Source organism: Flavobacterium sp. XN-5, assembly GCF_008033395.2.
GTDB classification, from domain to species: Bacteria; Bacteroidota; Bacteroidia; order Flavobacteriales; family Flavobacteriaceae; genus Flavobacterium; species Flavobacterium hiemivividum.
Genome location: NZ_VOGZ02000008.1, coordinates 18077 through 44476, shown reverse-complemented (window position 1 = coordinate 44476; position 26400 = coordinate 18077). Strand labels below are relative to the sequence as shown.

The following is a 26400-nucleotide window of genomic DNA, read 5'->3' as shown; positions in this document are numbered from 1 at the left end:
TTGAGTAAATAACTCATTTATTTGTAATTCGAAATTTGTAATCCTAATTCATAATTGATGTCAGAAGCATTACAAATTCTTAAAAAATACTGGAAACACGATTCCTTTAGGTCGCTGCAAAATGAAATCATTGATTCCGTTTTAAGCGGCAAGGATACTTTTGCTCTGATGCCAACTGGTGGAGGAAAATCAGTCTGTTTTCAGATTCCAGCGATGATGAAGAGCGGAATTTGCCTAGTCGTTTCTCCTTTGGTTGCCTTAATGAAAGACCAAGTGGCTAATTTGCAACAGCGAAACATTAAAGCAATCGCACTAACAGGTGGAATCAAATCTGATGAAATGATTGACTTATTGGACAATTGCCAATTTGGAAATTATAAATTTCTCTATTTATCACCAGAGCGCTTGCAGTCAGACTGGATTTTGGACAGAATAAAAGCCCTGCCCATCAATTTGATAACCATAGATGAGGCGCACTGTGTTTCGCAATGGGGTCATGATTTTCGTCCCGCTTATTTGAAAATCTCCAACTTAAAAACCCATTTTCCTACCGTTCCTTTTTTAGCTTTAACAGCAACAGCAACTCCTAAAGTTAAAGAAGACATCATCAATGAACTCGGTTTACAAGAACCACAACTTTTCCAGAAATCGTTTGCTAGGAAAAATATTGCTTACATGGTTTTTGAAGTAGAGGATAAACTTTTTCGAATAGAACAGATTCTTAAGAAAAATCCTCAATCTTCAATAATCTATGTTAGAAACAGAAAATCTTGTCTCGAAATTTCGTCCCAATTGCAATCGTTAGGATTTAAAGCAACCTATTACCACGGCGGACTTACTTCGAGGGAAAAAGATAAAAACATGCAGTTATGGATGAAAAACAAAGCGCAGGTTATTGTCGCCACAAACGCATTTGGAATGGGTATTGACAAAGCAGATGTCAAAACCGTGATTCATATTCAGCTTCCCGAAAATATGGAAAATTACTATCAGGAAGCAGGAAGGTCTGGACGAAACGGCGAAAAAGCATTTGCTGTACTCTTAACCAATCCTTCAGATATTAAACAGGCTGAAAATCAGTTTATTCACATTCTACCAGACAAAAAATTTCTCAACGAAATGTATAATAAGTTGTGTAATTTTTTCCAGATCGCATACGGAGAAGGCATTAACGAACGGTTTTCGTTTAACTTGAATCAATTTTGTATAAAATATAAATTCCCAGTTCTAAAAACCTATAATGCGATGCAGTTTCTGGACAGACAAGGGATTATCACGCTGTCACAAGAATTTTCAGAAAAGATCATGTTACAGTTCGTTATTCCTTCCAAGGAACTAATTCGATACATGAGTTTGAATCGCAACGACGAAGAAATTATTTTAGCGATCCTTAGAACTTACGCTGGAATTTATGATACGGCAACCGCCTTTAATTTGCAATTAATCGCAAAAAAATCAAAACATACAGAAAGCCAAGTACTAGCCGTTTTACAAAAATTAAAAGAAAAAGACATTGTAGATTACCAGTCAAAAAATAATGATGCCACTTTGATTTTTAATGAAATTCGGGAAGATGAAAGAACCATATCTAGAGTTTCTAAATATTTAGAAAACCAAAATCAACTTAAGAAAGAGCAACTCAAATCAGTATTACATTATATTAGTGAACAAAAAGCGTGTAGAAGCAAGTTGATTCTAGACTATTTTGGAGAAAAGACAAACACTGATTGCGGTATTTGTTCCTACTGCATTAGTAAAAAAAGTAAGAAAACAGATAGCACCAGTCTTTCAAAAGAAATAATTACCTTACTAACTCTCGAAGATTTAAATTCGAGAGAAATTGAAAATAAAACAAATAAAAAATCAAAGGATATTATCTTTGTATTGCAGCAGCTATTAGAAAACGAACGCATACAGATAAAGTCGAATAATAAATATACCTTAAAATTATAATGGAAAAATTACGAATCGTATTTATGGGAACCCCCGAATTTGCCGTTGGCATTTTGGATACTATAACCAAAAATAAATATAATGTTGTAGGAGTCATTACTGCCGCAGATAAACCTGCCGGTCGTGGCCAAAAAATAAAATATTCTGCAGTAAAAGAATATGCTTTAGCTAATAATTTACACCTACTACAACCCACTAACCTAAAAGACGAATCATTTTTAGAAGAATTAAAATCTCTGAATGCAAATTTGCAAATTGTAGTCGCCTTTAGAATGTTACCAAAAGTAGTTTGGGAAATGCCGGAATTAGGCACCTTTAACCTTCATGCTTCGCTCCTACCTAATTATCGTGGGGCTGCACCAATAAACTGGGCAATAATAAATGGCGAAACAAAAACAGGAGTCACTACTTTTTTTATTGATGATAAAATCGACACTGGAGCCATGATCATGAGGTCAGAAACCGAAATTGACCCAACTGAAAATGCTGGACAATTACACGACCGTTTAATGTATTTGGGTAGTACGACAGTTATAGAAACTTTAGAGCTGATTGAAAAAGGAAATGTGAGGGCCACAATTCAAACCGATTCATCAGATATTAAATCGGCATTTAAGCTAAACAAAGAAAACTGTAAAATTGATTGGAAAAAACCAGCTTTAGAAATCAACAACCTGATTAGAGGGCTGAGTCCGTATCCCGCAGCTTGGTGCATGTTTTTAGATAAAAATGAGGAATGGAACGTAAAAGTATACGATGCTAAAACAATACTTGAAGATCATGATTTAGCAATCGGCACGATGGTTTGCACGAAAAAAGAAATGAAAATTGCAGTAGAAAATGGTTTTATCCAGATTCTAAGCTTACAGTTTCCTGGTAAGAAGAAAATGACAACTCCTGAATTTTTAAATGGAGTCACATTTTCTGCCCAGGCAAAAGTCTCTTAAAGTCAATAAAATAGGGTTATTTTCAAAAATCACAACAAATAACCATTGTTTTATGAACAAAAAAAATAAGTTATTAACAAAACGCACTAAAATCAGCCGAAACACTTGCGCGGTAAGGATTTCCTGCTAAATTTGTGTATTAACAATTATTTATAACCAACAATTAATAACTATTATTATGAACAAATCAGAATTAATCGATGCTATCGCAGCTGATGCAGGAATCACAAAAGCAGCTGCAAAATTAGCTTTAGAGTCATTTTTAGGAAATGTAAGTGGAACTTTGAACAAAGGTGGTAGAGTATCTCTAGTAGGCTTCGGATCATGGTCAGTTTCAGCAAGGGCAGCAAGAGACGGTAGAAATCCTCAAACAGGAAAAACTATTCAAATTGCAGCTAAGAACGTTGTAAAATTCAAAGCAGGTGCAGAATTAGAAGGTGCAGTAAACTAATTGTAAGTTTTAAAACCTATTATAATAAAAACCTTCCTGATGGAGGGTTTTTTTTTGTCTTTAAACGATTTTATTTGGATATTTCTGCTATTTTTTCTTAAATTTATTAAAAAAAAACAACGAAAATGATTTCAGAAAAACTAATAAAAGGACAACTACTTATAGCAGAGCCTTCTATAATTGGAGATCTATCATTTAATAGATCTGTCATTTTATTAGCGGACCATGATAAAGAAGGATCAGTAGGATTTATCATCAATAAACCCTTAAAATATACGATACATGATCTACTTCCTGAAATTAACGCTTCTTTTAAAATCTACAATGGCGGTCCTGTAGAACAAGACAACCTTTATTTCATTCACAATATCCCAGATTTGATACCAAACAGTATCGAAATTTCGAATGGTATCTATTGGGGCGGAGATTTCGAATCAACAAAAACACTCATCAACAACGGAAAAATAAATAAAAACAATATCCGTTTCTTTCTAGGCTACACCGGATGGGAAGAAAATCAATTAGAACTAGAAATGATTTCAAATTCATGGATTGTAGCAAACAACAACTATAAAAATAAAATCATCGGCAAAGCCTCCGAGCATTTCTGGAAAGAACAGATCTTAGAATTAGGCGGTGATTATATGATTTGGTCTAATGCGCCCGAAAACCCCTACTTAAACTAAGTATTGCTTACTACCTCATTCAATTTTTCTAATAGCACTTTTGCTATCACTACATCAAATTCTTTTTTTCTGTATTTTGTTATCGGTTGTATTCCTTTTATAACATTTGTAATAAATAATTCATCTGCTTTTTGTAAGTCAAACGGAGAGATTGCTTCTTCTACAACCTCTAAATTATCCATTTTTTCAGCAAAATCTAAAATTTGTTTTCGCATAATACCATTCAAACATCCTTCAGAAACCGGCGGAGTAATCAATTTATTGGCTGTAACCATAAATATATTACCTTGAATCGCCTCCACTACATTCTTACTATCGTTTAATAACAAACAGTTATCAAATCCATTTTCGCTGGCAAAAATACTCGCTGTAATGTTTAGAATTTTATTTGTTGTTTTTATCGAAGACAGTAATTGTTTAGTGATGTAAAAATCTTTAAACAAATCAACTTCATATTTCTGTTCATTGAATGAATACGATACTTCTTCGATCCCGATAGAATGAATTAAAAACGAGACTGTATTAGTTTGTGGTAAATAATAACCACCATCATTCCTATAAACAGTGATCCTAGTACGACAAGAACTAGAAAGTGAGTTAGCAGCTGCTACAGAGAGGATTTGTTCTTCTAGGTATTCCATTGTGAAATTCATAGGAATCTCCATTCGAACAACACGCATAGACGCCATTAACCTAAAATAATGATCTTCTAAGAAAAGAATTTTAGAATTTACGATTTTTACTGTTTCAAAAACAGCATCACCATATAGAAAAGCACGATTCTGCGTCAATATGTTAGTATCCTGAGATACTATAGTCCCATTAAAATTAATCATAAAAAAAGCCCTAAATTTAGTTTAGGGCAAATATAAGTTATAATATGCGATTTTGCTATACAGAACCAATGAGATGTTTCAGGTCTGAGATTTGATTTTCCCATAGCTGTGTGGCTTCATCAATTTCTTCTTTTTCGGCAAAGTCGACCACCATTAAAGAAACATCTTTGGTTAACTCGTCAACTAAAATATGTAGTTCAAAGAAATACTCGGTATCTTTTCCATTTCCATCCACCCACTTGAATTTCACTTTTTCCCCTGATTTCTTTGAGGCAAGCCTAGCTTTTTCCTCAGAATCATTCCATATAAATGTAAAAAACTCACCACGAGAGTTAACATTATCTGCAAACCACTCGGATAGTCCGGATGGTGTGGAAATATATTGATATAACAATTGTGGAGAAGAATTTATTGGAAACTCTATTTCGTAACGTACTTTTGAATCCATGAGCTACATTTATATTTTTTTCGAATATATAGAATATAATGCCATAAAAAAAACGTTTTTAAAAATATTTTTTTTTCTTCGATTTATACTTGTGTGCTCTAAAATTATGTTTATATTTGCACCCGCGTTCAGGGATTACTTATTCAGGAACATTTGGCGAGGTAGCTCAGTCGGTTAGAGCGCAGGATTCATAACCCTGAGGTCACGGGTTCAACTCCCGTCTTCGCTACACAAACAAACCCTTAAACATCAACTGTTTAAGGGTTTTTTATTGGGGTAATATTTGATCGAATACCGACCTAATCATAGTGGAATGACGAGTTGGAGTGAGGTATTTTATCAATTTAAATAACAATTATCATTAGATAATAAGCAGAAAAGGTATTAATGATACTAATCTTTCATTAATACCTTTTAAATTTTACCCAAATATTTTAATTTCTAACGCACCTTTTTCGATTGCAGACAAAACTGTGGGATCTAAATAATAATCTTTTAGAACGCCATCTGTTGAATGAGAAGACAAAATCTTAGTATCCGTACTCATGACTTGATTTACCCACGTTAAATAAGTTTTTTGGACATGCTAACTTAGCCATCACAGAAAGTTAAGAAATAATCTAAATTTTAGCCTTTGAAAGAAGTCCGCAAAATTTATGACAAAGCTTTTAAAGATAAAGCCGTTCAATTGAGTTATGATAGAACAAATGTATCAGAACTCGCCAGAGAGTTGGGAGTCACAGCACCACAGTTGTATAAATGGCGTAAATAGTTCGAGGAATTTGGAGAAGGAAGTTTTCCTGGGAAAGGAAATTTAAAACTCACTCCCGAGCAAGAAAAAATCCACGAACTAGAGAAAAGACTCAAAGATGCCGAGTTAGAAAGTGATATATTAAAAAAAGCAATCGGAATTTTTTCCAAGAGCGGTCGATGATTTATAGTTTCATAAAAAGCAATGAACAACTATTCCCGATTGAAAAAATGTGCAAAGTTCTACAAGTGAGCAGCGGAAGTTATTACCGATGGAAAAAACAAGCAATCACAGCAAGACAACAACTAAAAATCACCATTAAAGAATAGATAACATTGATTTATTTTGCAGCCAAACAAAGATATGGAAGTCCTAGAATAACATTGGAATTACAGTATTTAGGCTATAAAGTTTCACGACCCGAGAGCTTTGCTCGAACAGGCGAAGCAATTACAGTTACAAAATATATGAAAGAACTTGGCTTACGAAGCAAATTAAGCAAGAAGTTCAAAGTTACAACCAACGCAAATCATAATTATTTAGTTGTCCAAAATGTATTAAACAGAGCGTTTATTGTAAAAATGCCTTCAAAAGTTTGGGTTTCGGATATTACATATATCCAAACTAAAGAAGGGTTTGTATACCTGACCACTATTATGGATTTATACGACAGAAAAATTATCGGTTGGAGTTTGAATAACGGAATGAGTACAGAAGAAACTACGCTTGGAGCTTGGAAAATGGCGGTTAAAAACCGCAATATTGATGAAGGTTTGATTTTTCATTCCGACAGAGGTGTTCAATATGCGAGCAAAAAGTTTGTAAATGTTCTTGATTCCGATAAAAAAATAACACGTAGCATGAGCCGTCGAGGGAATTGCTGGGATAATGCTGTGGCTGAAAGCTTCTTTAAACCCTTAAAAACTGAATTAATTTATGGGAACAAACTGATTTCTAAAGAGCAAATGAAACAGGAAATTTTTGACCCGAGCGAAGCGAACAGGCGAAGCAATACATTGAAGTTTGGCACAACAGAAAAAGAAGGCATTGCTTCGCCTGTTCGCTATCGCTCGAGTCTGCTTTGAATTATGCAACTATTGAAGAATTTAACAATCAAATTAATTACAAAAATGTAGCTTAACTTAATGTGCAGTTTTTGTTTGCATATCCATAATGGCGAGACATACAATGTTTTAATCGGAGGTTATAATATTTTAATAGAATCACTTTTAAATTATACCTACAAGCCGTACCTTGATTTAAGATTATTAAAGTTTTGAATAATCTCTGCTGGACTTAAAACTCTATTATAAACTTGGAAATTTCCAATTGCACCTGCCCATGGCCACTCACCATTAGAGCCTCCTATATATAAGTTAGTATTTGCAGAGGCGTTTCTGTAGCCAGCCGTTGTTCCATAAAGTACGCCGTCATAATACAATCTCGCTGTATTAGACACAGCATCGTTAACAACCACATAATTATGCCAATTACCATTTGCTGCCGTAGCAGGTATAATTCCAAAAGGATTACTGTCGCTATCCCAAGTATTCCAACTCACTTTACCACCCCAGAAAAATAAATCAGGACCAGAGCCATCATTTCCAGCGTTAAACAACATATTAGTTGCAGAAGTTGATTTTGTCCAGACTGAAAATGTACATGAAGCGGTTTTTATAAGTGGTGCATTTACATAGGTATTGGATCCATTAAACACAAGGTTACCTCCATTCGAAGAATTATAAACAGGGTTATTTACTAATGTTCCATTATTTCCCAAACCACTTACGTCGGTCCAAGTAGTACCCGTTCCCGGGTAGCTGGCTGGATTACCAGCATCCAAATTCATAACCAAACCAGTTAATAAATCATAAGATTTTGTTTGTACAGAGAGCCCATTTTTATTAACCCCAAAATCACCCCCTACAGCCCCATTTTTATTGATATACTTTAAATCAGTTGTAGAAACTTGTCCGTTTTTTGTTAAAACAGAAATCGCATTTACTGTTAAGGTAGACGAAATGCTTCCAATACAGAAACTTCCGTCTGAATCCTGATTTGCGGTGATTGTTGTACTTCCTGGGCCAATAATATTTACTGTTGTCCCACTTATTGTTGCTACTGATAGATTACTACTCGTATAAGTAAAGACTCCGGAACTATTACTTAAAGGTGGAACAATAGTATAATTGGTATCAAAATAAGTCTTAGTCGTATTATTAAAACTGCTGATAGTTGGTGGTGCGCAACTGATATAGTAAAGACGTTGGTTGTTTTCAATTGTCTGACGTTGAGTAGTTAATACCGCTGCAAATAAAATTAACTCACTCACATTACCATTATAAAATATTTGCCCTCCACTAAAAGTCTGATTGGCTCCAATTGCAACTGATGGAACAGCTAAACGAATTCCCGTGTTAAAATTTGCAGTACCGTCATTTGTTCCATTTTCATATAAATTTATTTGTCCAGTTGTACTATTTCTAGTCCAGGAATGTAACCTTATAGCATTATCGTTTACGGTTGTATTTCCTGCTACAGAATTATCCGGTGTACCGCCGTTTCCTGCAGTGAATTTATTATTGTAAATACCATATGCGAAGTCTGTAGTGCCACCGGACTGCTCAGAACCAAATATACCATTCATGAAATACCAGGTTTCGGCACTGCCACTACCTGTATTTAAACTGGAGGCTTTGTAAATAAGGCAACCTGTTAAATCATTATTAAATGAAGTAGATGTTACAACCAAAAATTGCGAACCTGAAAAAATAATAGTTGGTAATCCATTTGCTCTTTCAATAACTCCTGTAGTTATAATTTTTGGTTGATTTAAAAGTGCATTTTGAATTGCATTGTTTCCAGTCCCACTTTGGTCATACCAAATCGTCAAAAACCCATCTCCTGAACCAACGAATGAAGTTAGTGAATTGGTATCCAAATTTCCATTGCTATCAAAACCGATATTTTGAGTAGTATTGTCAGTACTGCGTCTTACCTGTATCGCACTACCAACGTAAGAGCTGCTTAATTTTCTCAAACTATAAACTCCGGCAGCAGGTGTAGTATTGTCTAAACCTAACACATCCAAAGTATTTTGAGCATAACCTTCTAAAGTAGCAACAATCAAAAAAAAGAAAAATATTTTTTTAGAAAACTTCATGATATAACTGTATTAGAAGCTATTTATTAATAAAAATAGTCAAATTGAATTCTATCGTTTACCGATAATGAATAGGAACCGTTATTCGCAGGAATATAAGTTAATGTAGTCCCACTTACACTATAAGCCGTTTTGCTGATTCGAATCCCATTTACATACATTCTTACTTTACTGTTGACAGATGGTGTTTGCGTTAAAGTAAAACTAGTTTGCGATGCCATTGCCGAAAACTCATCCGCCTCTTCTCTTACTGGAGCTGTTCCGTTAGAAACACTTCCATCAGCCATTAAATATTGTGCTGAGGTTCCTCCTGATTTCACAAAAGAATTTCCAGTAACTGTACTACTAAACGTTTTAGTACCCGCAACAGTTTGATCTGTAGTTAAATCTACAAAGTTTGAAGAGGAAGCTACTGCTGTAACAAAAGCTGTGGTTGCCAATTGGTTGGTATTTGTTCCTGAGTCAGCTGTAGGGGCTGTTGGTATTCCTGTTAAAGTAGGAGAAACTAAATTTGCTTTTAAATCTAAAGCCGTTTGAGTAGCAATAGAAACAGGTTTATTAGCATCTGTTGTATCATCAACATTTGACAGCCCAACCATAGTTTTATCAATTCCAGAAACGGTGCCTGTAAAAGTTGGCGAAGCTACATTTGCTTTTAAATTTAATGCCGTTTGGGTATCAGTTTCAGAAGTATTGATTTCTCCATCTACATAATCTTTTACTGATTTTACACTTGGATATTTAGTGTCTGATGCTCCATCTGTAGTTAAACTTACACTTTTATTGCTTTTGTCTTCTTTTAATAAATCGGCGTTAGTTCTATCAGTAACTTCTGTTGCTAAAGATGATGAATTAGATGAAGTACTTGCATCTACATAGGTTTTTGTCGCTTTTTCTGTTGGAAATTTCACATCTGAATTCGAAGTAAAACTTCCATCTGTACTTTTATTTGCAGCATCTTCTTTAGTTGCTTCTGCAGTTGTGGCACGGTTTACTTCAGCAGTTAAGTTCGTTGTTAAAGTATTTTCCTCTAAAGTTGCACGAGTTATTTCAGAAGTGATTGCAGTTGCGTTGGAAGTTTCCGCCAAAGTTGCTCTTTCGGTTTCCGTAACCAAATTCGCTGCAATAGCATTTTCCGCCAAAGTTGCTCTGGAAATCTCATTAGTTAAAGCCAAAGAATTTGAAGATGAACTTGCGTCCACATATGTTTTTGTCGCTTTTTCGGTTGGGAATTTCACATCTGAATTTGAAGTAAAACTTCCGTCTGTACTTTTATTTCCAGCATCTTCTTTCGTTGCTTCAGCAACAGTTGCTCTATTTACTTCCGTAGTAATTGCAGTTGCATTTGTAGTTTCCGCCAAAGTCGCTCTGGAAATCTCATTCGTTAAAGCAACAGAATTGGATGAAGCACTCGCATCCACATATGTTTTAGTCGCTTTTTCTGTTGGGAATTTTACATCTGAATTCGAAGCAAAACTTCCGTCTGTGCTTTTATTTGCTGAATCTTCTTTAGTAGCTTCGGCAGTTGTCGCACGATTTGTTTCGGTAGTTAAATTCGTTGATAGAGTATTTTCCGCCAAAGTTGCACGATTAGTTTCAGCAGTTATTGAAGTTGCGTTGTTTGTTTCCGCCAAAGTTGCTCTTTCGGTTTCCGTAACCAAATTCGCCGCAATAGCATTTTCCGCTGTAGTTGCTCTAGAAATCTCATTGCTTAAAGCCAAAGAATTGGATGAAGCAGATGCGTCAACATAGGTTTTCGTGGCTTTTTCTGTTGGGAATTTCACATCTGAATTCGAAGCAAAACTTCCGTCTGTACTTTTATTTGCAGCATCTTCTTTTGTCGCTTCGGCAGCAGTTGCTCGATTTACTTCCGCAGTTAAATTAGTTGCTAAAGCAGTTTCCGCCAAAGTTGCTCTAGAAATTTCATTGTTCAAAGCTAAAGAATTGGATGAAGCACTAGCATCAACGTAAGTCTTAGTCGCTTTTTCTGTTGGGAATTTCACATCAGAATTTGAAGTAAAACTTCCGTCTGTACTTTTATTTACAGCATCTTCTTTAGTCGCTTCGGCAACTGTGGCACGGTTTACTTCTGCAGTTAAGTTTGTTGTTAATGTAGCTTCCGCCAAAGTTGCACGATTTGTTTCAGCAGTTATTGCAGTTGCATTTGTCGTTTCCGCCAAAGTCGCGCGATTTGTTTCAGCATTTATTGCTGTTGCGTTTGTAGCTTCGGCTAAAGTTGCTCTTTCATTTTCTGAAACCAAATTTGCAGCGATAGTATTTTCCGCTTTAGTTGCTCTGGAAATTTCATTGGTCAAAGCCAAAGAATTTGAAGAAGCAGATGCATCAACATAGGTTTTTGTTGCTTTCTCAGTTGGGAACTTTACATCTGAATTTGAAGTAAAACTTCCATCGGTGCTTTTATTTGCAGCATCTTCTTTAGTAGCTTCCGCTAAAGTTGCTCTTTCGGTTTCCGTAACTAAATTCGCTGCAATAGCATTTTCCGCTAAAGTCGCTCTTGAAATTTCATTTGTTAAAGCTAAAGAATTGGATGAAGCACTCGCATCAACATACGTTTTAGTCGCTTTTTCTGTTGGGAATTTCACATCTGAATTAGTAGCAAAACTTCCGTCTGTGCTTTTATTTACAGCATCTTCTTTTGTAGCTTCGACAGCAGTTGCTCGATTTACTTCAGTATTTAAGTTCGTTGCTAAAGTAGTTTCTACCAAAGTCGCACGATTTACTTCCGTAGTTATTGCAGTTGCATTCGTAGATTCCGCCAAAGTTGCTCTTTCGGTTTCTGAAACCAAATTCGCTGCGATAATATTTTCTGCTAAAGTCGCTCTAGAAATCTCATTGGTTAAAGCCAAAGAATTGGATGAAGCAGTTGCATCAACATAGGTTTTCGTTGCTTTTTCTGTTGGGAATTTCACATCTGAATTTGAAGTAAAACTTCCGTCTGTACTTTTATTTGCTGCATCTTCTTTAGTCGCTTCGGCGGTTGTGGCACGATTTACTTCTGCAGTTAAATTAGTCGATAAAGTAGTTTCAGCTAAAGTTGCACGATTAGTTTCAGCAGTTATTGCCGTTGCATTTGTAGCTTCCGCTAAAGTTGCTCTTTCGTTTTCTGAAACCAAATTTGCTGCGATAGTATTTTCTGCTAAAGTCGCTCTTGAAATTTCATTGGTTAAAGCCAAAGAATTGGATGAAGCAGTTGCATCAACATACGTTTTCGTTGCTTTTTCTGTTGGAAATTTCACATCTGAATTCGAAGTAAAATTTCCGTCTGTACTTTTATTTACAGCATCTTCTTTAGTCGCTTCGGCAGCTGTGGCACGATTTACTTCAACAGTCAAGTTTGTTTTTAATGTAGCTTCCGCTAAAGTCGCACGATTTGTTTCAGCAGTTATTGCTGTTGAATTTGTCGTTTCCGCCAAAGTCGCGCGATTTGTTTCAGCATTTATTGCTATTGCGTTTGTAGCTTCGGCTAAAGTTGCTCTTTCAGTTTCTAAAACCAAATTTGCTGCAATGGTATTTTCTGCTAAAGTCGCTCTTGAAATTTCATTGGTTAAAGCTAAAGAATTGGATGAAGCACTCGCATCCACATATGTTTTTGTCGCTTTCTCGGTTGGGAATTTCACATCTGAATTCGAATTAAAACTTCCATCTGTACTTTTATTTACTGCATCTTCTTTAGTAGCTTCGGCGGTTGTCGCACGATTTGTTTCAGCAGTTAAGTTTGTTGTTAATGTAGCTTCCGCTAAAGTTGCTCTTTCGGTTTCTGAAATCAAATTTGCTGCGATAGCATTTTCCGCTGTTGTTGCTCTGGTGATTTCATTGGTCAAAGCCAAAGAATTTGAAGAAGCAGAAGCGTCAACATAAGTTTTCGTGGCCTTCTCTGTTGGGAATTTCACATCTGAATTCGAAGCAAAACTTCCGTCTGTACTTTTATTTGCTGCACCTTCTTTAGTTGCTTCGGCAGTTGTCGCACGATTTGTTTCAGCAGTTATTGAAGTTGCGTTGTTTGTTTCCGCCAAAGTTGCTCTTTCAGTTTCCGTAACCAAATTTGCTGCGATAGTATTTTCTGCTAAAGTTGCTCTTGAAATTTCATTGGTTAAAGCCAAAGAATTGGAGGAAGCACTCGCATCAACATAGGTTTTAGTCGCTTTTTCGGTTGGGAATTTCATATCAGAATTTGAAGCAAAACTTCCATCGGTACTTTTATTTATTGCATCTTCTTTAGTGGCTTCGGCAGCTGTGGAACGACTTACTTCTGCAGTTAAGTTTGTTGTTAATGTAGCTTCCACTAAAGTTGCACGATTAGTTTCCGAAGAAATTGCTGTTGCGTTGTTTGTTTCCGCTAAAGTTGCTCTTTCGGTTTCTGAAACCAAATTTGCGACGATATTATTTTCCGCTGTAGTCGCTCTAGAAATTTCATTGTTCAAAGCCAAAGAACTGGATAAAGCGCTCGCATCAACATACGTTTTAATTGCTTTTTCGGTTGGGAATTTTACATCTGAATTCGAAGTAAAACTTCCATCGGTACTTTTATTTACAGTATCTTCTTTAGTTGCTTCGGCGGTTGTAGCACGATTTACTTCTGCAGTTAAGTTTGTTGTTAAAGTAGATTCCGCTAAAGTCGCTCTTTCGGTTTCTGAAACCAAATTCACCGCAATAGCATTTTCCGATGTAGTTGCTCTAGAAATCTCATTGGTTAAAGACAAATAATTTGAAGAAGCGCTCGCATCAACATAGGTTTTCGTTGCTTTTTCTGTTGGAAATTTCACATCTGAATTCGAAGTAAAACTTCCATCGGTACTTTTATTTGCTGCATCTTCTTTAGTGGCTTCGGCAGTTGTGGCGCGATTTACTTCAGCAGTTAAGTTTGTTTTCAAAGTAGTTTCCGCTAAATTCGCACGATTTATTTCAGCATTTATTGCTGTTGCATTCGTAGATTCCGCCAAAGTCGCTCTTTCGGTTTCTGAAACCAAATTCGCTGCGATAATATTTTCTGCTAAAGTCGCTCTAGAAATCTCATTGGTTAAAGCCAAAGAATTGGATGAAGCAGTTGCATCAACATAGGTTTTCGTTGCTTTTTCTGTTGGAAATTTCACATCTGAATTCGAAGTAAAACTTCCATCTGTGCTTTTATTTGCTGCATCTTCTTTAGTCGCTTCGGCGGTTGTGGCACGATTTACTTCTGCAGTTAAGTTTGTTGTTAAAGTAGCTTCCGCTAAAGTTGCTCTTTCAATTTCTGAAACCAAATTTGCTGCGATAGTATTTTCCGCTAAAGTCGCTCTTGAAATTTCATTTGTTAAAGCTAAAGAATTGGATGAAGTACTCGCATCAACATACGTTTTAGTCGCTTTTTCGGTTGGGAATTTCAAATCTGAATTGGAAGCAAAACTTCCATCAGTGCTTTTATTTGATGCATCTTCTTTAGTCGCTTCAGCGCTCGTCGCACGATTTACTTCTGCAGTTAGGTTCGTTGTTAAAGTCGTTTCCGCCAAAGTTGCACGATTTGTTTCAGCAGTAATTGTTATTGCGTTGTTTGCTTCCGCTAAAGTTGCTCTTTCAGTTTCTGAAACCAAATTTGCTGCGATAGTATTTTCCGCTAAAGTCGCTCTTGAAATCTCATTGGTTAAAGCCAAAGAATTGGATGAAGCAGTTGCATCCACATAGGTTTTCGTTGCTTTTTCTGTTGGAAATTTCACATCTGAATTCGAAGCAAAACTTCCATCGGTACTTTTATTTGCTGCATCTTCTTTAGTCGCTTCGGCAGTCGTGGCGCGATTTACTTCTGCAGTTAAGTTTGTTGTTAAAGTATTTTCCGCTAAAGTCGCACGATTTGTTTCAGCAGTTATTGCTGTTGCATTCGTAGCTTCCGCTAAAGTTGCTCTTTCAGTTTCTGAAACCAAATTCGCCGCAAAAGTATTTTCGGCTGTAGTCGCTCTTGAAATTTCATTAGTTAAAGCCAAAGAACTGGATGAAGCAGTTGCATCAACATACGTTTTAGTCGCTTTTTCTGTTGGGAATTTTACATCTGAATTTGAAGCAAAACTTCCATCGGTACTTTTATTTATTGTATCTTCTTTAGTTGCTTCTGCACTTGTCGCACGGTTTACTTCAGCCGCTACGTTCGTTGTCAAAGTAGTTTCGGCTAAAGTCGCACGAGTTGTTTCCGAAGTAATTGCAGTTGCGTTGTTTGTTTCCGCCAAAGTTGCTCTTTCGGTTTCCGTAACCAAATTTGCTGCGTTTGTATTTTCTGCTAAAGTCGCTCTAGAAATTTCATTGGTTAAAGCCAAAGAATTGGATGAAGCAGTTGCATCAACATAGGTTTTCGTTGCTTTTTCTGTTGGAAATTTCACATCTGAATTCGAAGTAAAACTTCCATCGGTACTTTTATTTGCTGCATCTTCTTTAGTGGCTTCGGCAGTTGTGGCGCGATTTACTTCAGCAGTTAAGTTTGTTTTCAAAGTAGTTTCCGCTAAATTCGCACGATTTATTTCAGCATTTATTGCTGTTGCGTTTTTAGCTTCGGCTAAAGTTGCTCTTTCAGTTTCCGTAACCAAATTCGCTGCGATAATATTTTCTGCTAAAGTCGCTCTAGAAATCTCATTGGTTAAAGCCAAAGAATTGGATGAAGCAGTTGCGTCAACATATGTTTTCGTTGCTTTTTCGGTTGGGAATTTCACATCTGAATTTGAAGCAAAACTTCCATCTGTACTTTTATTTGCTGCATCTTCTTTAGTCGCTTCGGCAGTCGTGGCGCGATTTACTTCTGCAGTTAAGTTTGTTGTTAAAGTATTTTCCGCTAAAGTCGCACGATTTGTTTCAGCAGTTATTGCTGTTGCAATCGTAGCTTCCGCTAAAGTTGCTCTTTCAGTTTCTGAAACCAAATTTGCTGCGATAGTATTTTCCGCTAAAGTCGCTCTCGAAATTTCATTGGTCAAACCTAATAAATTGAAGGAAACACTTGAATCTACATAGTTTTTAACAGATTTTACAGTTGGGTATTTAATATCTGAATTTCCATCTGTAGTTACATTAGTACTTTTATTTATAGTATCTTCTTTTAAATTTAATGCTAATTTTGAAGCAGTACTAATTGGTTTATTCAAATCAGTAGTGTTATCTACATTTTCAAGTCCCAAATTAGTTTTAGCACCAACTACTGTAGTCGCATTTGTACCTCCATTTTCTAAGGCCACAACACCTGTAACATTCACAGCATTTATTGATGAATAAGCAAAAGGAACAGAACTAAAAGGTTGATTGCTAATTTCTGTAAATGAAGAACAGTCTCCAGTAAAACTTATCCCGACCACCAAATTCTTTTGTACTGAATCCCAAGAAATTTTATCGAAAGATGTTGAATATCCAGCCGTTTGTGTTCCAGTTCCAATGATTAGGTTAACCATACCGTATGGATCTGTTTTGGTTCTAATAACTTCCTGATACTCAACATTTGAAAACTCATCAACAAATTTAAATAGCATACAAATATCCTTACTTACTAAAGGTGAATTTGTATTAGTTGCAGTTGATACTTTTCCTTCTGTTGGATTTAGAATTAAAGCTTGGTAGGTAATCCCATTGGTTTGCGCAAAACTCTTAGCGCATAAAAAAAATATAAAAAATAAAATTATTTTTTTCATGGTTCAATAATTTTCAGTGAAATGAATTCTAAATTCGATTAGTGTAAATGATAACTTTTCTTGAGAATTGTAAATAATATATTAGTTTCTATAAAAAAGAATACTATTATAATTTAAAGGATTGTTAAGCCCTTATTCCTTTTCTTAAATACGTGGTAGATCCGATCGATTCTAACGGAATTAAGTCATTACTATTTATTGAGAAATGATTAAAACAAGAAAAAAGGGAATTACATATAAACTGATTAAATGGATTTATTAGATCTAAATAATAAAAATTAATGAATAAAGTACAGGTGTTTACATTTGGGAGTCCAAATGAAGCTTGAGTTACATCAGGATTCAAATTATTTTCTAAATTCCGGTAAAATCCCTTAGAAAAAACTTTACAAGTTGTGATAAGAGCAATAAACAAAAAGTATTTTTTTATCATATTTTGATGATTTTAGTGAAATGTGTAAAACTTGCGGTGCTTAATCGAACTAAATATTGTGAGCTCGGCAAGAAAGGAAGTGTAATGGTCAGAATTAAATTATCAGATTTTTTCTTTTGTTCAAATACCAGATGACCGCCTAAATCAAATACATTAATATCTATCTCTTCAGTAATGACTTTTGAAAATTCAAAGTTCACTGTTTGAACAAATGGATTAGGAAATGTTGTTGTTTTGATTGTTTCAACTGTATTAGAAGCAATATAGTTTCCCCAAAAGCTTTGTTGAAAGCCCTGCATCACAACATAATACTTGTTTGAAGTTCCAGTGAGACTTTGCTGTCCGATTGTTTGAGATATCACCGTTCCATCTGACAAAATTTTAGACGTACCTTGAGATGATATCATTTGATGGTGCAAAACTTGCCCGTGAAAGGTGACCGTAAAAAATATAAGTAAGTACCTCATGAAATTTATTTTAGACAATATTAATTTAAAATAATGTGTTTCATCGATAAAAAATGCATTTAAACGGAAATACAATTGATTAGTAAGAACTTTTCAGTTTTTAGTAACTCTAAAACTATAAATTAGAGAAAAAAAAATATTGCGACTGATTGTAAATATTGACATTAAGAAGGAGTTATAATTTTCCAAAAAAAGACCATTCTAAAATAACATTTGGTTATTTTTCAATTTATAGCAACTAAATAATTCAACTTTAAAAAAAAATTGTAATTTTAAATTTAGAAAAAATTAACAAAAATGCTTTCAAATTTACTTTTCATAATTACAGGATTAATTGGATTAATAACGACTTTTTTAATTTTTACACATTATAAATCCAATAGAATAATGAACTTATACATTATTCTTTTTATACTTATTATTTCTTTACGTTTTTTCTTATCCGGATTGACCAATTTCGTTTTCGACTCCAATTTTAGAACTACTTATTTCAAATATTCAAACTTTTCACTGATAGTAATACCAATTTGTTATCTGTACTTTAAAAATATATCTGAAAATAACAGAAAACTAAATTCAAAGGAGCTTTTACATTTCATATTTCCCGTAGCGCTATTTTTAGCTACTATCAATCGAGATTATTTCGATCATAATTCAAAACAAATAGAAATCATAATATATGGGATCTTTTTTATTTTTGCCATTACGTATGTCATTTTATGTTTTCGACTATTAAGAACTACCATTTGGACTAGAAAAGGAGATATAAAAGTGAATCAGAAACAAAATAAATTAATAAATAACTGGACACTTTTTTTATTTATTGGACTAATACTCACGATATCCCGACTTTTCATATCAATTTCAAAGGAAATATATTTTGATGAAAGTATCAGAGGACACAGTTATCAATGGATATCCGCATTGATTTGGTTGACCATTTTGTTCAAAATATTACGCTCTCCAGAAATTCTTTACGGTTATAATGTCCTACACCAGAAGATTAATGAGAATAAAAATAACACTTTAGTCTTGAATGATATTTGGAAAAAAAATACTGACATTCAATTAAATAACAACCAACATTTAGTACTTAAAGAAAAAATAGATTCAAATATTATTGATTATATTAAGGAAATTGAATCAATCTCACTGAAATTTGAATTATTTAGAAATTCCGATCTAACTATTTCAGACTTAGCGAATAGCCTAAAAATTCCAAAAAGTCATCTTTCCTATTTATTTAAATACCACTCAACAATCTCGTTTTCTGAATATAAAAAAGTAATTCGGATTCGTGATGCCATCAATCAAATTGAACAAAACTATTTAAAAAATAACACGTTAGATTCTTTATCAAAAAAGGTCGGATTTACCTCGTACAACCCTTTCTTTACAAGCTTTAAAGAAATTGCAGGTGTATCTCCATTAGAATATTATAAAATGAATAAAGCTGATTTTGAGGAATAAAAAAAAGGTTCTACTTTACACTCTCACCCTTTTTTAATAGCGATTTCAATTTTGATATTAACAAAATATACATCAAAACGATCACTACTAAAGAATGGTTTAGTGAAGTCTTGAAACGTTCCAAAAACGAAGAGATTAAAAGATTGTATCAACTAAGTAACTTAAAAATCAGTCTCGCTAATCGAAATTGAATTAAATCATATCCACTGCTACAACATGTTAAAATCGCAAACACTAAAAACTGGATATACAAATAAAACCTTCAGTATAAGTTAAGCTACATTTTTGAAATTTATTCAATATTAAAATATCTATTATAATTTTGTGACATAATTACAGACGCGTGAGTTGAGTGAGATAAAAAGCTAATTCATAGATTAAAAAAAAAAATTACGTACTAGATTAAAGGAGTGACGTAAAGGAGTGACGTATCACGATCCAAAGACTTGAATTTTTAGTGCTGCTTCCTCAATTGTAGATAATATTTTTGGATCTAGATAAAATGTTTTTAAAACTTCATGAGTAGAATGAGAAGACAAAATTCCAGTCTCTTTATGCACAAAGGTGTTAAGACAAGATAAATAAGTTTTCCTCAAATCGCCAAAAAAACCTTTTTCTTAATTTTAGCCTTATTCCTATAATGTGAAAAACCTTTAGATAGATCATTCATAATTGTAATATTTTTTACTTTTCGGTCTGGAAATAAAATATATTTAAAGTTGTTTTTTTACTTTCGTAACTGCAATTTTAGAAACTTCAAATACCATTGTACTAATAAAATCATACTATCATTTTTTTTTATATATTTGTTTCTAAACCTTTCTAATAATTTCTAGAAAATATAGTCAAAAAAAAACTCTCTTAACTTCCCTGCCCCCTATAAAGTTATATACTTTCCAATATAAAAAACGGACTACTTCTGTATTTTATATCATAGTTCAAAGTTGTTAGTCGTAATGGGTTAATGATATACTATAATAAGCCAACCAAACCATGACAAGAAGCATCTTTTTTTATATCCTGCTTTTGAATTTCGTTTTCCTACAGACCTCTTGTAATTCAACAGCTACAGAAGAACGTGAAATTTCAATAGGCTTTTCACAAAGTGTTGGAAATGACTTATGGAGAGTTTCAATGAATCATGCAATGGAAGTCGAGGCCTCTCTTCACCCCCACGTCAATTTGACTATAAATAATGCGCATCACCAGGCTAAAAAACAAATTCTTGATATTGAGAAGTTTATTGATAATAAAGTTGATGTAATAATAATTTCTCCATTCGAATCTGACTCTATTGTTCCCGTTATAGAAAAAGCCAGGGCTAACGGTATACCTGTTATTTTAATAGACAGAAAGGCAAACACAACTAATTACACTACTTACATAGGTGCAGATAATATTGAAGTTGGTCGTTTAGCGGGAAAACATGTTGCTGCTTCGTCAAAAGGGAATGCTACTGTAGTTGAAATTAAAGGAGATCACACAACTTCTCCAGGAGTAGAAAGGAGTGAAGGTTTTAAACAAATTATTAGTAAATACCCAGGAATCAAAGTACATACAGTAGGTTCTGTGGACTCTGAATATCCAAAAACAGAATTTACCACATTATTAGATAGCTTACAAAATATAGACTATGTATTTTGTTATAATGATGTTATTGCATATAATGCCTGGAAAACAGCTAAAAGTAAAGGTTTAGGAAATAAATTAAAATTTATTGGAGTTGATGGTCTCAATGGTCCCTTTGGAGGGATTCAATTGGTTAAAGAAGGAGTTTTGAGTGCAACTATTTTGTACCCTACAGGAGGTAGTGAAGCAATAAAATTAGCCTTGAAAATTGTATATAATGAAATAGTTCCCAAAAAAAACAAACTTAGTACTACAATAATAGATTCGCTTAACGCAGATATTATGAGTAATCAATTTGACAGAATAGCAATCCAACAGTCAAATATTGAAGAACAGCAAAATATCATTAAAAGCAAAGGGAAGGAATATGCAACTCAAAATAATTTATTGAAACTATTATTTGCATTATTTATTTTAACATTGTGTTTAGCAGTGTACAGCATCTATTCTCGCATTGCGATTAGCCGTAAAAAAGAGGAATTAGAAATAAGAAACAAAAAAATTAAAAGTCAAAGAAATGAAATTAAACAATACTCAGAGGAATTAAAACAAAGTAATGAAGCACGATTAAACTTCTTTATGGGTTTGTCACATGAATTTAAAACACCTTTGACTTTAATTTTAAGTTCGGTAGAGTCTCTGGGAACCGAGCTTAAAAGCAAAGGAAATTCAGTAAATAAAGAGATTACTTTGATGTATAATAATTCTAGAAGGTTGCTTCGATTAATCAATCAATTATTAGACTATAGAAAAGTTGAAGACAAAAAATTTATATTAAGAGCTTCAATCACTAATTTGTTTGATTTTTCAAATAGTATTATTGCGGATTTTGAAAGAGAAGCAAAGAAACTTAGTATCGATTTCTCTTTGGTGACAAACAATCCTGATCTTGAGGTTTATATTGATCGAAATCTGATGGACAAAGTATACTTTAATTTGCTTTCCAATGCCTTTAAATTCACTCCAGAAAAAGGTAAGATTTCTATTGTGATAAATGAAGACAAACTGAAGAACGAGGTTAAGATTTATTTTAAAGATTCTGGGATTGGAATTCCGGAAAATGAATTAAAAGAGGTGTTTAGTGCCTTTTATCAAGGCTCCAACAATTTTAGAAATAGCTCTGGTATTGGTCTCCATCTCACCAAAAGTTTTGTTGATTTACATAAGGGAAGCGTCGAAGTTCAATCGAAAAATGGAACTGATTTTATTATAACATTACAATTAGGAAAAGAACATTTAGATCCTAAAAGTATAGTGAACACCCCAGCTTTAGACTTCGTTAATCAGAATGATTATCTTGAGGAAGAAGTTCTGCCAAACAGAGAAGTTGCAAATTCAGATGATAAATATTCTATTTTATGTATCGAAGACAATGTAGATCTACTTGATTATATGACTCAAAAACTGTCTGTTGAATTTTCTATTTATACCGCTGACGGCTCTGATGCAATTAAACGCGCACTAGATATGGTACCTGATGTTATAGTGTGTGATTTGAATTTGCCAGGAAAAAATGGATTTGAAATTTGTGAAATTCTCAAGAAAGATTTAAGGACTTCTCATATCCCGATAATTATTCTTACTGCCTCAGATGACCAGGATTCCTATCTGAAAGCCCTAGAAAGTGGTGCCGATGTTTTCCTAACAAAACCATTTAGTTTAAAAGTACTGGTTCAGTCCATAAAAGGATTACTCTTTAACCGAGAAAAATTACGCTTTTATTATTCTAATAACATTGCTAATATTGCAAATAATGAGAATGTTAATTTCGGAACTTCAGAACAGAATTTTCTTAGAAAACTTAATGAGCTAATAGCTTCAAATATTGATAATTCTATCTATACCGTCGAGGATTTAGCTAAAGACTTGAATATTTCTCGCGTGCAATTATATCGAAAAGTAAAAGCGATTTTAGGGATTAGTGTAAGTGATCATATCAATAATATAAGATTAGATAAATCAAAGGAACTGCTTCTAAATTCGAATCAAACTATTTCTGAAGTAGCATATGCAGTTGGATTTTCTTCTCCAAATTATTTCTCAACTACTTTTAAAAATAAATTTGGAGTGTCTCCAAAGGAATTCAAAAATTAGAAAACACGATTATAAATAAGTTTTATGGTGCTAATGTGAGCTTTGTCCGTTCTATTATATTCCTATAAATTGTCTGTACATTATTATTTACTGAATTTAATCTTCTTTTAAAACCTACCTAATAATAGACGTATTTTAACATTAAGAACCATCAAAATATACTTTTGATGGTTTTTTTGTTTCTACTCACCAACCCCAATGTTTAACTTTTATTTAAATAAACCTTAAGACTAATGATATACGAGTATTGATGTCCTTTTAATTTCTTATTATCATTAATAACCATGTAACATGATTCTACTTTTTGTAACATAACTGTAACTACAACGAAGTAGCATATATAATTTTTAAAGTTAAATCCGCTGGAATTAAAGGCTATAGCAATAGGTATTGCGTTTTTTTATAGGCGTCGTATGACATTGTAACATCTGTAAATTATTATTGTTTTTTTTAAACATAATTTAGCAATTCAATATAATAATTATACATAATGAAAAAAATAGCGTCTTGGGCCTTGATAGCTTCACTAGCAGGTTTCCTCTTTGGTTTTGATACTGTAGTGATTTCAGGAGCCGATAAAAATTTACAATCGATTTGGAATTCATCTGATGCTTTTCACGGGACAGTTGTCATGGGAATGGCATTATGGGGTACGGTACTAGGTGCCATATTTGGAGGAATACCCACTAATAAAATAGGAAGAAAGAATACCTTATTATGGATTGGAATTTTATTTTTGGTTTCAGCCATTGGTTCAGCTTTTGCAAATGATCCGATTGTTTTTGCTGTTTTTAGATTTATTGGAGGTATCGGAGTTGGTGCTTCAACAATTGCTGCGCCAACGTATATCTCAGAGATTGCTCCCGCAAAGGACAGAGGAAAATTAGTAGCGTTTTATCAATTCAATATTGTTTTAGGAATCTTAGTTGCCTTTCTTTCTAATTATTTATTGAAAGACATTGGAGAAAACTCATGGAGATGGATGATGGGTGTTGAAGCATTTCCGGCTATAATATATGTATTGCTGGTTTTATTTATTCCTAAAAGTCCTAGATGGCTGTTATCTAAATTTAAAAATGATGAAGCCAGAAAAGTTTTGCAGTTGATGGGGCAAGAAGCTGACTACGAAAAAATGAAGGAGGAAATAGAGCTTGATAACGACAACGCCGCAATTGCAAACGATACTATCTTTTTGAAAAAATACAGAACTCCTTTGATATTGGCTTTTTTAATGGCTTTTTTCAACCAGCTGTCAGGAATTAATGCATTCTTATATTATTCAAGTAGAATATTTCAGGAAGCCGGTCTTGGCGAAAGTACTGCCTTGTTAAGCAGTATAGGTATTGGTGTCGTGAATTTAATCTTTACGCTGCTGGGTGTTTTTCTTATTGATAAATTGGGACGTAAGGTTTTAATGTACATAGGTTCTGTCGGGTATATCATATCACTTAGTTTAGTAGCAATGGCTTTCTTCCTTCATTGGGAAGGCATGGCAGTTCCGGTATTTTTGTTTCTTTTTATTGCAGCACATGCAATAGGTCAGGGTGCAGTAATCTGGGTATTTATTTCAGAAATTTTCCCGAACCATCTTAGAGCATCAGGGCAATCCTTTGGGAGTACTACTCATTGGGTTCTAGCGGCTATAATTCCATCATTAATTCCATATTTATTTTCTACAGTAGGCCCTGGTACAGTGTTTTTGTTTTTTGCAGTAATGATGGTTTTTCAACTTTTGTTTGTTGCTTTTATGATGCCAGAAACAAAAGGAATTTCTTTGGAAGAATTGAGTAAAAAATTAATTAAATAAAAAATTATGAAAACAGTAATTAAAAAAGAATTTTTCAGGCTCTTGTGTTGTATTATGGGAATGGTTCTCTTAGTAGGTTGTAAGCAATCATTATTTACAGAAAAGAAAGATTATACAGAAGCAGAATTGTATAGACCAAATTTTCATTTTACTCCGCAAAAAGGTTGGATGAATGACCCCAACGGGATGTTTTATTACAATGGCTATTACCATCTTTTTTATCAATACTATCCAGATTCAAATGTTTGGGGACCTATGCATTGGGGACATGCAATAAGTACAGATCTTATTTCATGGACAGAAAAACCAATCGCCCTTTACCCAGATGAAAAAGGATATATCTTTTCTGGAAGTGCAGTTGTAGATGTAAATAACACTTCAGGTTTTGGGAGCTTGAAAAATCCTCCTATGGTTGCGATGTTTACTTACCACGATATGAAAATGGAAAAAGCAGGGGAAACTAACTATCAGTCACAAGGAATTGCATATTCATTAGATGAAGGATTGACTTGGACAAAATATGATGCTAATCCTATTATTAAAAATCCAAATATTAAAGATTTTAGAGACCCTAAAATAACTTGGGATGCCATTCATGAAAAATGGTTAATGGTTTTGGCAGCGGGAGATAAGACTATGTTTTATGGTTCTAAAAATTTGAAAGACTGGGAGCTACTTTCAGATTTTGGGAAAAACATTGGAGCTCATGGAGGTGTTTGGGAATGCCCAGATTTTTTTCCGATGCAAGTTGAAGGCACTGATGAATACAAATGGGTAATGTTATTAAGTATTAACCCAGGAGGACCTAATGGTGGTTCTGCTACTCAATATTTTGTTGGTGATTTTGACGGAAAAACATTCACGTTGGATGAATCTTTTGCCAAAGATGTAAAACAACAAAAAGGACTTTGGATTGATTACGGAAGAGACAACTATGCTGGGGTAACTTGGGCAAATATATCTGAGGTTGATGGCAGAAAATTGTTCATAGGTTGGATGTCAAATTGGAATTATGCAGAAAAAGTACCAACTGAAACTTGGAGAAGTTCTATGACGATACCTAGAGAATTAGCACTTATAAAAGAGGACGGTCACTTTATCGTCTCCTCTAAACCGGTAAAAGAATTACAAAATTATATTGCTAAGACTATTAAAAAAGAATCTCTTAAAATAAATAGAGAAACAGTGATAATAGATAAGGGATTAGTCGATTTATCGAAACTAGATATCCGCTTTACTATAAAGGATCTAAAAAAGGATGTTTACACTTTTTCATTTTCAAATGATTCAAAAAATACACTACAATTCGGAATCAATAAAGAAGATAATTACTTTTTTATCGATCGATCAAAATCTGGAAATTTAGCTTTTTCTGATGTTTTTGCAAAAAACATTTCAAAAGCTCCTTTTATAGGTGACTTTGATAAAATGGATGTAAGAGTAATTGTTGACAAAACTTCAATTGAAATATTTTATAATAATGGAAAGACGGTTATGACAGAAATATTTTTTCCAGATAAACCAATGCAATATTTCACGGTTTCTAATGCTAATGCAGAATATACCATTGAAAACTTAATAATTAACCAACTAAACTTTAACTAAACCAA

Annotated in this window: 16 protein-coding genes and 1 tRNA gene; 11 read left to right on the top strand and 6 right to left on the bottom strand. The window is 33.8% G+C overall.

What is annotated here, in order from left to right; genetic code table 11:
- The first annotated feature begins 57 nt into the window (after window positions 1-57).
- From FQU23_RS13070 to FQU23_RS13055, 4 genes are all read left to right on the top strand, one after another.
- On the top strand, window positions 58-1953 hold the full coding sequence (locus tag FQU23_RS13070; RefSeq protein ID WP_147674221.1) for an ATP-dependent DNA helicase RecQ: 1896 nt from the start codon (window positions 58-60) through the stop codon (window positions 1951-1953).
- Entirely contained in the window at window positions 1953-2900 is a 948-nt protein-coding gene (gene fmt, locus FQU23_RS13065; RefSeq protein WP_147674220.1) for a methionyl-tRNA formyltransferase, read from the top strand. Before FQU23_RS13070 ends, fmt begins: the two co-directional genes overlap by 1 nt.
- 178 nt (window positions 2901-3078) lie before the next feature.
- Window positions 3079-3351 carry an HU family DNA-binding protein gene (locus FQU23_RS13060; protein WP_091092421.1) on the top strand — a complete coding sequence of 91 codons (273 nt, stop codon included), beginning with the start codon at window positions 3079-3081 and terminating at the stop codon, window positions 3349-3351.
- Between the two features lie 125 nt (window positions 3352-3476).
- On the top strand, window positions 3477-4037 hold the full coding sequence (locus FQU23_RS13055; protein ID WP_132111462.1) for a YqgE/AlgH family protein: 561 nt from the start codon (window positions 3477-3479) through the stop codon (window positions 4035-4037).
- Here the strand turns inward: FQU23_RS13055 and FQU23_RS13050 are convergent.
- Together FQU23_RS13050 and FQU23_RS13045 are read right to left on the bottom strand one after the other, a co-directional pair.
- Window positions 4034-4873, bottom strand: coding sequence for an aminotransferase class IV (locus FQU23_RS13050; RefSeq protein ID WP_147674219.1), 840 nt, complete (start codon window positions 4871-4873; stop codon window positions 4034-4036). The two genes, FQU23_RS13055 and FQU23_RS13050, sit on opposite strands and share 4 nt — an antisense overlap.
- A gap of 55 nt (window positions 4874-4928) precedes the next feature.
- Complete coding sequence (locus FQU23_RS13045) at window positions 4929-5321, bottom strand: START-like domain-containing protein (RefSeq protein ID WP_132111458.1); 393 nt, start codon at window positions 5319-5321, stop codon at window positions 4929-4931.
- Window positions 5322-5476: 155 nt separating this feature from the next.
- Here FQU23_RS13045 and FQU23_RS13040 point away from each other — a divergent pair.
- Window positions 5477-5550: transfer RNA gene (locus FQU23_RS13040), tRNA-Met, on the top strand.
- Window positions 5551-5742: 192 nt separating this feature from the next.
- Here the strand turns inward: FQU23_RS13040 and FQU23_RS16320 are convergent.
- Window positions 5743-5868: a hypothetical protein gene (locus tag FQU23_RS16320; protein WP_262887285.1), complete on the bottom strand. Its 126-nt coding sequence runs from the start codon at window positions 5866-5868 to the stop codon at window positions 5743-5745.
- An 87-nt stretch (window positions 5869-5955) separates the two neighbouring features.
- Here FQU23_RS16320 and FQU23_RS16250 point away from each other — a divergent pair, with 87 nt between their 5' ends.
- A complete protein-coding gene (locus tag FQU23_RS16250) occupies window positions 5956-6093 on the top strand; it encodes a transposase (protein ID WP_245181121.1) in 138 nt (45 codons plus the stop codon).
- A gap of 314 nt (window positions 6094-6407) precedes the next feature.
- Window positions 6408-7157, top strand: coding sequence for an IS3 family transposase (locus FQU23_RS16245; RefSeq protein WP_245181120.1), 750 nt, complete (start codon window positions 6408-6410; stop codon window positions 7155-7157).
- A 155-nt stretch (window positions 7158-7312) separates the two neighbouring features.
- Here the strand turns inward: FQU23_RS16245 and FQU23_RS13030 are convergent, their stop codons facing one another.
- The 3 genes from FQU23_RS13030 to FQU23_RS13020 form a co-directional block, all read right to left on the bottom strand.
- Window positions 7313-9235: a LamG domain-containing protein gene (locus tag FQU23_RS13030; protein WP_147674218.1), complete on the bottom strand. Its 1923-nt coding sequence runs from the start codon at window positions 9233-9235 to the stop codon at window positions 7313-7315.
- A gap of 26 nt (window positions 9236-9261) precedes the next feature.
- Window positions 9262-16890: a beta strand repeat-containing protein gene (locus FQU23_RS13025; RefSeq protein WP_147674217.1), complete on the bottom strand. Its 7629-nt coding sequence runs from the start codon at window positions 16888-16890 to the stop codon at window positions 9262-9264.
- A 429-nt stretch (window positions 16891-17319) separates the two neighbouring features.
- Window positions 17320-17790, bottom strand: coding sequence for a T9SS type A sorting domain-containing protein (locus FQU23_RS13020; protein WP_147674216.1), 471 nt, complete (start codon window positions 17788-17790; stop codon window positions 17320-17322).
- Window positions 17791-18822: 1032 nt separating this feature from the next.
- Between FQU23_RS13020 and FQU23_RS13015 the strand changes: the two genes are divergently transcribed.
- The 4 genes from FQU23_RS13015 to FQU23_RS13000 all read left to right on the top strand — a co-directional run bounded on the left by FQU23_RS13015 (window position 18823) and on the right by FQU23_RS13000 (window position 26395).
- On the top strand, window positions 18823-19260 hold the full coding sequence (locus FQU23_RS13015) for a helix-turn-helix domain-containing protein (RefSeq protein WP_165425772.1): 438 nt from the start codon (window positions 18823-18825) through the stop codon (window positions 19258-19260).
- Window positions 19261-20253: 993 nt separating this feature from the next.
- Window positions 20254-22983 (top strand): substrate-binding domain-containing protein, encoded by a 2730-nt coding sequence (locus FQU23_RS13010; RefSeq protein WP_147674214.1) that lies wholly within the window; start codon window positions 20254-20256, stop codon window positions 22981-22983.
- 490 nt (window positions 22984-23473) lie between these two features.
- Window positions 23474-24790: a sugar porter family MFS transporter gene (locus FQU23_RS13005; protein WP_147674213.1), complete on the top strand. Its 1317-nt coding sequence runs from the start codon at window positions 23474-23476 to the stop codon at window positions 24788-24790.
- A gap of 6 nt (window positions 24791-24796) precedes the next feature.
- Window positions 24797-26395, top strand: a complete 1599-nt coding sequence (locus FQU23_RS13000; protein ID WP_147674212.1) for a glycoside hydrolase family 32 protein — start codon at window positions 24797-24799, stop codon at window positions 26393-26395.
- Window positions 26396-26400: the final 5 nt, after the last annotated feature.

Bases quoted from the DNA above. Each gene is read 5' to 3' on its own strand.
- FQU23_RS13025 (WP_147674217.1), bottom strand. From the start codon at position 16,890: ATGAAAAAAATAATTTTATTTTTTATATTTTTTTTATGCGCTAAGAGT.
- FQU23_RS13060 (WP_091092421.1), top strand. From the start codon at position 3,079: ATGAACAAATCAGAATTAATCGATGCTATCGCAGCTGATGCAGGAATC.
- FQU23_RS13045 (WP_132111458.1), bottom strand. From the start codon at position 5,321: ATGGATTCAAAAGTACGTTACGAAATAGAGTTTCCAATAAATTCTTCT.
- FQU23_RS13005 (WP_147674213.1), top strand. From the start codon at position 23,474: ATGAAAAAAATAGCGTCTTGGGCCTTGATAGCTTCACTAGCAGGTTTC.
- FQU23_RS13010 (WP_147674214.1), top strand. From the start codon at position 20,254: ATGACAAGAAGCATCTTTTTTTATATCCTGCTTTTGAATTTCGTTTTC.
- FQU23_RS13050 (WP_147674219.1), bottom strand. From the start codon at position 4,873: ATGATTAATTTTAATGGGACTATAGTATCTCAGGATACTAACATATTG.
- FQU23_RS13070 (WP_147674221.1), top strand. From the start codon at position 58: ATGTCAGAAGCATTACAAATTCTTAAAAAATACTGGAAACACGATTCC.
- FQU23_RS13000 (WP_147674212.1), top strand. From the start codon at position 24,797: ATGAAAACAGTAATTAAAAAAGAATTTTTCAGGCTCTTGTGTTGTATT.
- FQU23_RS13055 (WP_132111462.1), top strand. From the start codon at position 3,477: ATGATTTCAGAAAAACTAATAAAAGGACAACTACTTATAGCAGAGCCT.
- FQU23_RS13020 (WP_147674216.1), bottom strand. From the start codon at position 17,790: ATGAGGTACTTACTTATATTTTTTACGGTCACCTTTCACGGGCAAGTT.
- FQU23_RS16320 (WP_262887285.1), bottom strand. From the start codon at position 5,868: ATGAGTACGGATACTAAGATTTTGTCTTCTCATTCAACAGATGGCGTT.
- fmt (WP_147674220.1), top strand. From the start codon at position 1,953: ATGGAAAAATTACGAATCGTATTTATGGGAACCCCCGAATTTGCCGTT.
- FQU23_RS13030 (WP_147674218.1), bottom strand. From the start codon at position 9,235: ATGAAGTTTTCTAAAAAAATATTTTTCTTTTTTTTGATTGTTGCTACT.